Raw genomic sequence first — 11229 nt, forward strand, 5'->3', positions numbered from 1 at the left:
TCCTCCACGAAGCGGTCTTGAACGCCGTTCAAGTTACCACCGGACCGCGAAAAACACGTCCACACCGGCCGAACGCGGAGTAATCTTTGACACAGTCAAAGGATTGGAGACGATCATGACCGCCGTCACCGTCGACGCCGAGCACATCGCCGCGGTCCGCGAATTCAACCGCCGCTACACCCGGCTGATCGGGGTGCTGCAGGAACACCTCGTCGACAGCGACTTCTCTCTGACCGAGGCCCGAATCCTGTTCGAACTGGCCCACTTCGGGCCGCTCGAGGTGGTGCGCCTGCGTCAGGATCTGGACCTGGACCCCGGCTATCTCAGCCGCATCCTGGCCCGCTTCGAACAGGCCGGACTCGTGCTGCGGCGGCGCTCCGAGCAGGACGGCCGCCGCCAACTGGCGGAACTGACCGAGCAGGGCCGCACCGTCTTCGCCGATCTCGACCGGCGTTCCAACGAGGGCGTGTCCGCCCTGCTCGCCACCCACTCCCCCGCCGCGCGTACCCGGCTGATCCATGCCATGCACACCATCGAGCGCATTCTCGACGGCCGCGCCGCCGCCCCCTTCACCATCCGCGACCCGCACCCGGGCGACTACGGCTGGGTCGTGCAGCGCAACGCCGCGCTCTACGCCGCCGAATACGGCTGGGACCTCGGCTACGAGGCCCTCGTCACGCGGATCGTGGCCGACTACCTGGAATCCCATGAGCCCCAGACCGAACGGGCCTGGATCGCCGACGCCGACGGCCAGCCGGTCGGCTGCGTGTTCTGCATGCGCGAGGACGACACCACGGCCCGACTGCGCCTGCTGCTGGTGGAACCGAGCGCGCGCGGCCTGGGCGTCGGCACCGCACTGGTCGAGGAGTGCCTGCGCTTCGCGACCGGCGCGGGCTATCGGGCCATGGTGTTGTGGACCAACGATGCGCTCGCCGCGGCACGGCGGATCTACGAGCGTGCCGGGTTCGAACTCGTCGACTCCGAACCGCATCACAGCTTCGGCAGGAATCTGGTCGCCCAGACCTGGCGGCGCACCCTGTGAGCCGTCGCGGCCCGATCACCCGCCCGCTACGAAATGATCAAAAGTCCAGCTCCCGGATGTGACCGGTCCGGCCACTGTTGCACCCGCGCACCGAACCCGTCGCGAATGCACGTAACACCGGCACTCACACACCACGCGCATCGACCCGTCGGCGCCTGCGGTTACTGTCGGTGGCATGGTTCAGCCCGATGACGTGGCCCCACTGGGCGTGTGGCCGGGAACGCCCTACCCTCTGGGTGCGACCTACGACGGGGCGGGCACCAACTTCTCGGTGTTCTCCGAGGTCGCCGAGCGGGTGGAGGTCTGTCTGATCGACGACGGCGGCGGCGAAACCCGAATTCCGCTGGAGGAGGTCGACACCTACGTCTGGCACGCCTACGTGCCGACCGTCGCCCCCGGCCAGCACTACGGCTTCCGGGTGCACGGCCCCTTCGATCCGAGTCGCGGATTGCGCTGCGACGCAAGCAAACTGCTGCTCGATCCGTACGGCAAGGCGTTCGCGGGCGAATTCGACGGCCACTCCTCGCTGCACACCCACGGCCAGGATTCGCTGGGCCACACCATGACCGGCGTGGTGATCAACCCGTTCTTCGACTGGGCCGACGATCGCGCGCCCACTCGCCCCTACCACGAGACGGTCATCTACGAGGCCCACGTCAAGGGCATGACGATGACCCACCCGGCGGTGCCGGCACAGTTGCGCGGCACCTACGCGGGCATCGCCCATCCGGCCGTCGTCGACCATCTGAAGTCGTTGGGCGTCACCGCGATCGAGCTCATGCCGGTGCATCAGTTCATCCACGATCGGATGCTGCTGGACCGGGGGTTGCGCAACTACTGGGGCTACAACAGCGTCGGCTATCTGGCCCCGCATCACGAGTACGCCGCCGACCAGCGTCCCGGTGCGGCGGTGACCGAATTCAAGGCCATGGTGCGGGCGCTGCACGCCGAGGGTATCGAGGTCATCCTCGACGTGGTCTACAACCACACCGGCGAGGGCAATCACCTGGGCCCCACCATCGGCCTGCGCGGGATCGACAACGCCGCCTACTACCGGCTGATGGAGGACGATCCCTCCCACTACATGGACTACACCGGCACCGGCAACAGTCTCAACGTGCGCCATCCGCACACCCTGCAGCTGATCATGGACTCGCTGCGGTACTGGATCCTGGACATGCACGTCGACGGCTTCCGCTTCGATCTGGCGGCCACCCTGGCGCGCGAATTGCACGATGTGGACCGGCTTTCCACCTTCTTCGACCTGGTGCAGCAGGATCCGGTGGTCAGCCAGGTCAAGCTCATCGCCGAGCCGTGGGACGTCGGCGAGGGCGGCTATCAGGTCGGCAACTTTCCCGGCCTGTGGACCGAGTGGAACGGCAAGTACCGCGACACCGTACGCGACTACTGGCGCGGCGAGCCCGCGACCCTGGGCGAATTCGCCTCCCGACTCACCGGCTCCTCGGATCTGTACGAGGCCACCGGCCGCCGCCCCAGCGCCAGCATCAACTTCGTCACCGCCCACGACGGCTTCACGCTGCGGGATCTGGTGTCCTACAACGAGAAACACAACGAGGCCAACGGCGAGGGCAACCGCGACGGCGAGAGCCACAACCGCTCCTGGAACTGCGGGGTGGAGGGCCCGACCGACGATCCGGAGGTGTCGGCGCTGCGGGAACGCCAGAGCCGCAACCTGATCGCCACACTGGCCCTGTCGCAGGGCACCCCGATGCTGTTGCACGGCGACGAGATGGGCCGCACGCAGCATGGCAACAACAATGCCTACTGCCAGGATTCGCCGCTGTCGTGGATGGATTGGACACTGGCGCAGAAGAATTCGGATCTGCTGGAGTTCACCCGCGCCGCGATCGCGCTGCGCGCCGAGCATCCGGTGTTCCGCCGCCGCCGGTTCTTCGACGGCCGCCCCACCCCCGACCACGACCATCCCGGTGACATCGCCTGGCTGACCCCGGCCGGTGAGGAGATGACCGCCGCCGACTGGGACTCCGGCTTCGGCCGCTCGCTGACGGTATTCCTCAACGGGGCGGCCATCAAGGAGCCGGGGCCGCGGGGGGAACGCATCACAGACGATTCCTTCCTGCTGTGTTTCAATGCCCACGACGCCCCGATCGAGTTCACCCTGCCGGGCGCCGAGTTCGGCGAACAGTGGTCGGTGGCGTTGGACTGCTCGACCCCGACCGGGGCGTCGGAGGCGGAATATCCGGCCGCGGCGAGGGTCGAGCTGACCGCGCGCTGTCTGCTCGTTCTCCGCCGTACTGCATGATCGATGCGAGATGACTGAAACGCCACAGCCTGACGAGGTCACCGGGCCGATCGACCACCCGACCCCGGTACGAAGCATGTACCGGTTGCAGCTGCGCCCCGACGCGCTCACCTTCGCCGATGCCCGCGCCCTGGCGGAGTATCTGCAACAGCTGGGCATATCGCATCTGTATCTGTCCCCGATCCTGACCGCGGCCCACGGCTCCACTCACGGCTACGACGTGACCGATCCGACCACGGTGTCGGCGGCGCTGGGCGGCCCGGCCGGGCTGAAGGCGCTCGCGGACGAGGTGCGCGCTCGTGGCATGGGGTTGATCGTGGATCTGGTGCCCAATCACGTGGGCGTGGCCGATCCGCGCCAGAATCCGTGGTGGTGGGATGTGCTGCGCAACGGCAAGGGCTCGCAGTTCGCGCACTTCTTCGACATCGACTGGAGTCCGGGCAACGGCGCGGGCGGGCGGCTGGCGCTGCCGGTGCTGCAGAGCGAGAACGATCCGGCCGCGCTGACCGTGGACCGCAGCGGCCCCGAGCCGATGCTGGCACTGCACGATCTGCGCTTCCCCATCGCGCCCGGCACCGACGGCGAGAACGCGCTGCGCATCCACGACAGGCAGCATTACCGCCTGGTCAGCTGGAAAGCCGGGGTGTGCACATATCGGCGCTTCTTCGCGGTGTCGAGCCTGGCCGCGATCCGGCAGGAGGATCCGGCGGTCTTCGAGGCGACCCACCGCGAGCTGGCCGCGTGGTGCGAACACGACCTCATCGACGGCGTGCGCATCGACCATCCCGACGGCCTGGCCGATCCCGCGGGCTATCTGGCGAAGTTGCGCCGCCTGATCGGCCCGAATCGGCTGCTGCTGGTGGAGAAGATCCTGTCGCACCGGGAACCGCTCGACGCCACCCTGCCCATCGACGGCACCACCGGCTACGACGCGCTGAACGTGTTCGGCGGCGTGCTGGTCGATCCCGCCGGGGAGCAGGCCCTGACCGAACTGTCGAACGAGCTGTGCGGGCACGGCAGCGACGCCGAGTGGTTCGCCGACACCGAGCACCGCATCAAGCGCGCGGTCGCCGAGAAGCTGCTCGTCCCCGAGGTCCGACGGCTGGTGGCGGCGATCAAGCGCGACGCCGGGGCCGAGGATTTCGACACCATGGCACTGACCAACGCCACCATCGAGGCGCTGTCGCATGTGCCGGTCTACCGCACCGACTACGCGCCACTGGCCGGGCTGCTGAGCGGCGTCGTGGCCGAGATCGAAAGGCGCAACGGCGAATTGGCCGCGCCGCTGGCGGTGCTGGTGCGCGCGCTGGCCGCGTCCGGCGAGGCGGCGGTGCGCTTCCACCAGGTCTGCGGGGCGATCACGGCCAAGGCGGTCGAGGACACCATGTTCTATCAGGCCGCCCGGCTGGTGTCGCTGCAGGAGGTCGGCGGCGATCCGGCTCGATTCGGGCGCTCGGCACTGGAATTCCATCTCGCCAATGCCGAACGCGCCCGCCGCTGGCCCGCGTCGATGACCACGCTGTCCACCCACGACACCAAGCGCGGCGAGGATGTGCGCGCCCGCATCGGGGTACTGTCCCAGGTCGCCGAGACGTGGTCGCGGGCGGTCGCGGCCTGGAACGACATCACCCCGCCGCCGGACGGCGCGACCGCACTGTTCCTGCTGCAGAACATGTTCGGGGTGTGGCCCGCCGACGGGCGCGACGCCGCCGCGGTGCCCGGGCTGCGCGAGCGCCTGCACCTGTTCGCGGAGAAGGCCGTTCGCGAGGCGGGCACCCGATCCTCCTGGGAGGAGCCCGATGCGGAGTTCGAGGCCGAACTGCACGGGTGGATCGATGCGGTGATCGACGGTCCGGTGGGCGCGGAGCTGGGCGAGCTGGTCACCCGGCTGGCCCCGCACGCCTGGTCGGATGCGTTGGCGCAGAAGTTGTTGCAACTGTGCGGCCCCGGCATCCCCGACCTCTACCAGGGGTGCGAGCTGTGGGAGGACGCGCTGGTCGATCCGGACAACCGCCGCCCGGTCGACTTCGGAGCGCGCCTGGCCATGCTGCAATCGCTCACCGGCACACCGGATCTGGACGCCTCGGGCGCGGTGAAGATGTGGGTGGTCGCCTACGCGCTGTGGCTGCGCCGCGAGCGGCCGGACTGCTTTGTCGGCGGCGCCTACCACCCGCTGTTCGGCACCGGCGAGCGAGCGCGACATCTGCTCGCCTACGGCCGCGGCCGATCCGGTGAACCGCCGCAGGTGATCGTCGCCGCCACCCGCCACAGCGTCGGCCTGGCCGAGACCGGCTGGGGCGATACCGCGCTGGACCTGCCTTCGGGCACCTGGACCGACCGGCTCACCGGCTACACCTGCACCGGACCCGTGCGGGCGGAGAAGTTGTTCGCCCGGCTTCCGGTCGCGCTGCTGGTGCGATGACACGCCCGGTTACGCGACACGCTGTAGGACCACACGGTCCCTTTTGTGACTGGTGAGACATAGCATCATCGGCTGCATCCGCACGATCATCGCGTTTCGTCAGGAGGCAGCTCGATGGAGTTCGGTTCCCGCGCACGTCGGATGGCACTCGGCTGGTGCGCCGCAGTCACCGTGATCGGGTCGCTCGCCGCCCCGGCCTCGACGGCTCCGCCGGTACCGGACCTTCCCGCGGATTTGGTCGCGGCGCTGCAGCGGGACCTGAAGATCGGGGCCCAGCAATATCTCGACCGCATCCGGACCGCCGAGCGGCTCACCGAATTCGCCCACACCGCACGCATCGCGCATCCGAACGCCTTCGCCGGGGTCCGCATGGACGGCGACCGCGGCATCGTCGCCCTGGCCGAGGGGGTCAGCGCCGAGTCGGCCCGCAAGGCCGCCGCGGCGGCGGGCTTCGTGGTGGAAACGGTCGCCGACAGCGAGGCCACACTGCGCGGTCGGCGCACCGCCTTCGAACAGTGGCTGGCCCGCCAGCCCCGCTCGATCGCCGATGCGGTGGTCGGCTACGGCGTCGACGTGGCACACAACAGTCTCACCGTGCGGGTGGCCGAGGGCACGACGCTGCCCAGCGAGGCGGGCCGCATCCGCGCCGTCACCGGCAAGGTCCCGGTGATCCAGCCCTACAGCGGGACGATTCCGCTGCAGCCCGCCACGGGCGACGATGCCGTCACGGCGGTGGTCGGCGGTCAGCCCTACGCCTTCGAATTCGACGGCAAGACCGGCAAGTGCTCGTTCGGATTCAATGCCACCGACAAGGCCGGTCGCACCCTGAACATCTCGGCGGGACACTGCAATCCGGACAACCTGCTCGACCCGGCCAGCCGGTCGAAGGAGCCGCGGCACATCTACGAAACGCCCTTCGACGCTCACGACAAGCGGCGCGGCGCGGACCTCGGCTACTTCGAATCGTCGAATCTGGGCCCGCAGGACTTCGCGGTCATCCGCATCAGCGACGATGCGGCGGCCCGCTTCCGCAACAACCTCATCACCACCCGGCGCGTGACGGTACCGGGCCCGATGTCCACCGGTTCGGGACTCGGACTGCACCTGCCGACCAGCAGCACCGAGGGTTCGGCCGGACCGCCCCCGACCGGGGAGGACATCCGCATCGACGGCGCGATGGATCCGGTCGTCGGGGGCATCGTCTGTAAGGCGGGCATGCGCACCGGCTACACCTGCGGGCAGGTCATCGACGTCGATCTGGAACTGAACGTCAAACAGCGCCCCGAGGATCCGAACCCGACCAAACTCGAGCACATGTTCGCCGCCAATGTCTGCGGCCAGCACGGTGACAGCGGCGGCCCGATCTTCTCCGGCACCAAGGCCGTCGGCATCACCAGCGCCGTCGCCATGGATCCCACCTCGCCGTCCGACGGCTGCGGCTTCATTCCGCTGCTGATCGGCCAGCCCCTCAAGCCCGTGCTGGACGCCCAGGGCTTGAAGGTGCGGACCAGCTGACGGCTCAGGCCGTAATCGCCTGCGGCAGTTTGGTTTCGGTGCTGCCGACGGGAGTGGCCGGCTCGTAGGGAAGCGAGCCGGCCAGCTCACGCTCCCAGCGCAGCACGTTCGGCGGGCAGAATTCCGTGCACGGCTGGGCCGTGGGCGACAGATACACCTGCTGCGCGGGATCGCCGAGCCGACGCCAGGAGTCGGCGTAGAACCGGCGGTTGCGCGGGCGGACCAGCTTGCCGAGCGTATTCAGCACCCGGTAGGCGACGGTCAGTGAATTGTGCGGTGTCACCGCGTTGTCGAAGCCGGGAGCGCGGGCGATCAACTGCTCGAGCCGATGCCGATCGAAGGTCAGGCCCTGCCGCTCGGCCTCGTCCACCATCCAGCGCAGCGTGATGTCCGACAGCCTGCTGTCGGGGTAGCCGCCGCCGATATCGGTGTGCACACCCTTGAACCACACCTGCTTGACCCGCTCGGGATTGCGCTGCTCGTCGTCGGTGACCTCCCACAGGCAGGGCGCGAAGATGCGGCGGCGCTCGTTGATCGCGAGGGCCTGGCGGGCGCATTCCACCTGCGGCGAGAGCCGCACGTCGTGGAAGCGGTAGCGCCACGAGGTCACGATCGGCACGCCCATCGCGCCGACGGTGTCGAAGACGCCGAGGAATTTGATCGGCACCGGATGGTGGCAGTTCTCCTCACGGAAACGCACCCACTCGGCCGGATCGGGAGCGTCGGGATTCGCCTTGCGCTGCCGATAGATTCGCAGTGCCTGCGGATATTTCCGATCGATCATGGCGTCGGCGGTCAGCAGCCCCAGGCGGTTGATCATGCCCGCCAGGCTGCGGGCGGTGTAGGCGCCGCGGCTGAAGCCGAAGATGTAGATCTCGTCGCCCGGCTCCCAGTTCAGCGCGAGCTGCCAGTACATGGTCGACAGATTGGCGTCGAGGCCGAGCCCGAACGCACCGCCCAGCACCTTGTCGGCCAGATAGCCGCGGGAACCGGGACCGTCGACATAGAAGACGCGCTGCCCCACCACCTTGCCGGTCGGCCCGATGTGGCGCATCCGGACCGATTCGGCGATTTTGACGATGTTCGACACCGTGGGATTGCTCTCGGCGCCCCACGTACCGTCGCAACAGACCACCAGTCGTTTCATGGGGAAAATCCTCCCGCCCCGTGCGTCCCGCGGCTTGCGTACCCGACTACCCGAATCATCGGGCCGGTGGTACCCGAGCGTTAATGGACGCACCGATTCCTCACGAAGTCACTGCCATTGTCGCGGATATGTTCCCCGGGCGGTGGCACTCCGACCGTCTTCGCCGCGTCTGTTGCTCGACGCAGCGGCACGCCGTGGACTCCGGCGACGCCGGGCCGTCGACGCGTCCTGACACCGGATGTGAACCGGGCGACAGCCGCGTCGGCGCGGACATGAATCCGGAGCACCGGCTACCGGAGCGCAAGCGCAGCGCACAGCGTTGCCGCGCGGAAACGGCCGCGCCGAGAAGTACCGTCCGCCACATGACCACGCGCGCGCATCGACCATCGCTTCAAGCGACAATCACCCGGTGAGCACACTCACGGCAAATTACTTCCATTCGGACGCTAATCTCGCTTGAACTGGACGGCCGACCAGTTTGAAGTAATCGCTCTGCGCACGTTTTCGAAGGCAACACCATGAGAAAAGCTGTACGCCGCAGGCCCCGCGCCGCGGTGATCCTCGCCGCGGCCGCCGCCGTCGTCCTCGGCCCGGTGACCGGGACCGCATTCGCCGCCTCCGGCTCGCATTCCTCCGATACCATCGGCTACGGGCCGATATTCACCGACGAGGCGGTCGCCTTCGGCTACGGCCTCGCCAATCCCGATGTGGCGCCGCAGGGTTCCAACAATTGGCACTGCAGGCCCGATGCCGCCCATCCACGCCCCGTGGTGCTGGTACCCGGCACCTGGGCCAGCGCGTTCGGCGCGTATTCCTATATGTCACCGCAGCTGGCCAAGGCCGGATACTGCGTATTCACCTTCAATTACGGCCGCGCCGACAATCCGGGTGACGGACTCGTGCAGCCGACCATCGGGGCCACCGGCTATATCGAGGATTCGGCGAAACAGTTGGCGGCCTTCGTGAATCGCGTGCTGGCGGCCACCGGCACCGCCCAGGTCGATCTGATCGGCCATTCCCAGGGCGGTGTCGTCGCCCGGCAGTATCTGAAATTCGACGGCGGCGCGAATCCGGCCGATCCGGCTCGCAACAAGGTCCGTCATCTGATCACCTACGGCGCGACCAATCACGGCACGACGATGTCGGGTCTGGGCAATCTGCTCGGAATCATCAAGGCGCGCACCGGAACCGACATCACCGCGCCGACCGAGGACCTCATCGGCCACGCGGGCATCCAGCAATTGATCGGCTCACCGGTGCTCACCCGGCTCAACGCGGGCGGTGACACCGAGCCCGGCGTCGACTACACGATCGTCGCCGACACCCTCGACGAGGTGTCCACCCCGTCGACTCGCACCTTCCTCACCGCGGGACCGGGTGCGACCGTGCACAACACCACCCTGCAGGACGGCTGCCCGCTCGACACCTCCGACCACAATTCGATGCTCTACTCCCCGCGCGCGGTGTCCATCGCACTGCACGCGCTCGATCCGGCGGGGTATCCGAACCTCGTGTGCACGGCCAATCCCTGGCTGCTCTGACAGACTGGGGCCGTGACTGAGCGGCAGACGGGCGAAACAGGCACGGCCGATCGCGGGACGGTGATCGGCAACGGACTGTTCTGGATGGCCAAGTGGTCGCTGTGCATCGTCGCCATCGCGGCGGGCGCGTGGGTCATCGGAAACCTGCTCGCCAAGCTGTGGGTCGCGGTGCTGCCGGTGCTGCTGGCCATCGTCATCGCGACCGTGCTGTGGCCCCCGACCCGGTGGCTCACCCGGCGGGGACTGCCGCCCGCCGCCGCTGCCGGGCTCACCATGCTGGGCTTCATCGGCGTACTGGCCGGAGTCGTGGCCGTGATCGTGCCCTCGGTGGTGGATCAGGTGCCCCAACTCGCCGACAGCGCGACCGACGGCATCAACCGGGTGACCGACTGGCTGCACGGCCCGCCGCTGAACATCCGTGACGAGCAACTGAATTCGGCGAAGGACGCGATCGTGTCCCGGCTGCAGTCGAGCGCGACCCGGATCGCCTCCGGCGTGTTCACCGGCGTGAGCGCGGCGACCAGCGCGATCGTCACGCTGTTCCTGGTCCTGATCCTGACGTTCTTCTTCGTCAAGGACGGCCCGCGCTTCGTGCCGTGGATGCAGGCGCTGTTCGGCCGCCGCGGCGCGCAGCACGTCGAGGAGGTGCTGAACCGGGTCTGGGCCACGCTCGGCGGATTCATTCGCACCCAGGCCGTGGTGAGCCTGATCGACGCGGTCTTCATCGGCGCGGGCCTGGTGATTCTGGGCGTCCCGCTGGCGATGGTGCTGGCGGTGATCACCTTCATCGGCGGTTTCGTGCCGATGGTCGGCGCGTTCGTGGCCGGGGCGCTGGCGGTGCTGGTCGCCTTGGTGGGCAAGGGCCTCACCACCGCGCTGATCGTGCTCGCCATCATCATCGCCGTCCAGCAGCTCGAGGGAAATGTGCTGCAGCCGGTGCTGCAGAGCCGCAGCATGAAGCTGCACGCGGTGGTGGTCCTGCTGGCGGTGACCGCCGGGGGCTCGCTCTACGGCATCGTCGGCGCGTTCCTGGCCGTGCCGGTCGCAGCGGTGGCGGCCGTGGTCATCCGCTACATCGGCGAGCAGATCGATGTGGTCACCACGCCCCCGGAGCCCGAGCCCGAACCGGAGGACAAGATCATCACCAGCACCGAATCGGAGCAGGCGCCGTGAGATCGATTCCAGGACACGCAGAATCGCGACACGCCGATCTTGTTGAGCCCCTGACCAGGCACGTGACATATACCATGTGCCGCCTCGGCGAGTCGCGCCCCGGCA

General features: G+C 68.3%; 7 protein-coding genes. 6 read left to right on the forward strand and 1 reads right to left on the reverse strand.

Annotation, left to right across the window (positions count from 1 at the left end):
- Window positions 1–115 precede the first annotated feature (115 nt).
- The 4 genes from NDR87_RS07290 (at window position 116) to NDR87_RS07305 (ending at window position 7263) form a co-directional block, all read left to right on the forward strand.
- Window positions 116–1042 (forward strand): bifunctional helix-turn-helix transcriptional regulator/GNAT family N-acetyltransferase, encoded by a 927-nt coding sequence (locus NDR87_RS07290; RefSeq protein WP_251910322.1) that lies wholly within the window; start codon window positions 116–118, stop codon window positions 1040–1042.
- Between the two features lie 175 nt (window positions 1043–1217).
- Window positions 1218–3326, forward strand: a complete 2109-nt coding sequence (gene glgX / locus NDR87_RS07295) for a glycogen debranching protein GlgX (protein WP_251910323.1) — start codon at window positions 1218–1220, stop codon at window positions 3324–3326.
- 10 nt (window positions 3327–3336) lie between these two features.
- Window positions 3337–5748: a malto-oligosyltrehalose synthase gene (gene treY, locus NDR87_RS07300; protein ID WP_251910325.1), complete on the forward strand. Its 2412-nt coding sequence runs from the start codon at window positions 3337–3339 to the stop codon at window positions 5746–5748.
- 114 nt (window positions 5749–5862) lie between these two features.
- Window positions 5863–7263 (forward strand): S1 family peptidase, encoded by a 1401-nt coding sequence (locus tag NDR87_RS07305; protein WP_251910327.1) that lies wholly within the window; start codon window positions 5863–5865, stop codon window positions 7261–7263.
- Between the two features lie 4 nt (window positions 7264–7267).
- Here the strand turns inward: NDR87_RS07305 and NDR87_RS07310 are convergent, their stop codons facing one another.
- Window positions 7268–8410, reverse strand: coding sequence for a DUF2235 domain-containing protein (locus tag NDR87_RS07310; RefSeq protein WP_251910328.1), 1143 nt, complete (start codon window positions 8408–8410; stop codon window positions 7268–7270).
- Window positions 8411–8928: 518 nt separating this feature from the next.
- Here NDR87_RS07310 and NDR87_RS07315 point away from each other — a divergent pair.
- Window positions 8929–9951 (forward strand): triacylglycerol lipase, encoded by a 1023-nt coding sequence (locus tag NDR87_RS07315; protein WP_251910329.1) that lies wholly within the window; start codon window positions 8929–8931, stop codon window positions 9949–9951.
- A 12-nt stretch (window positions 9952–9963) separates the two neighbouring features.
- The gene (locus tag NDR87_RS07320; protein ID WP_251910331.1) at window positions 9964–11124 is read left to right on the forward strand and encodes an AI-2E family transporter; all 1161 of its coding nucleotides are present in this window, start codon (window positions 9964–9966) and stop codon (window positions 11122–11124) included.
- The last annotated feature ends 105 nt before the right edge of the window (window positions 11125–11229 follow it).

Source organism: Nocardia sp. CDC159, assembly GCF_023740735.1.
Classification (GTDB): domain Bacteria; phylum Actinomycetota; class Actinomycetes; order Mycobacteriales; family Mycobacteriaceae; genus Nocardia; species Nocardia pulmonis.

What these genes read in the sequence shown, in the direction of transcription:
- NDR87_RS07315 (WP_251910329.1), top strand. Translation starts at nt 8,929, where the DNA reads ATGAGAAAAGCTGTACGCCGCAGGCCCCGCGCCGCGGTGATCCTCGCC.
- treY (WP_251910325.1), top strand. Translation starts at nt 3,337, where the DNA reads ATGACTGAAACGCCACAGCCTGACGAGGTCACCGGGCCGATCGACCAC.
- NDR87_RS07310 (WP_251910328.1), bottom strand. Translation starts at nt 8,410, where the DNA reads ATGAAACGACTGGTGGTCTGTTGCGACGGTACGTGGGGCGCCGAGAGC.
- NDR87_RS07290 (WP_251910322.1), top strand. Translation starts at nt 116, where the DNA reads ATGACCGCCGTCACCGTCGACGCCGAGCACATCGCCGCGGTCCGCGAA.
- glgX (WP_251910323.1), top strand. Translation starts at nt 1,218, where the DNA reads ATGGTTCAGCCCGATGACGTGGCCCCACTGGGCGTGTGGCCGGGAACG.
- NDR87_RS07305 (WP_251910327.1), top strand. Translation starts at nt 5,863, where the DNA reads ATGGAGTTCGGTTCCCGCGCACGTCGGATGGCACTCGGCTGGTGCGCC.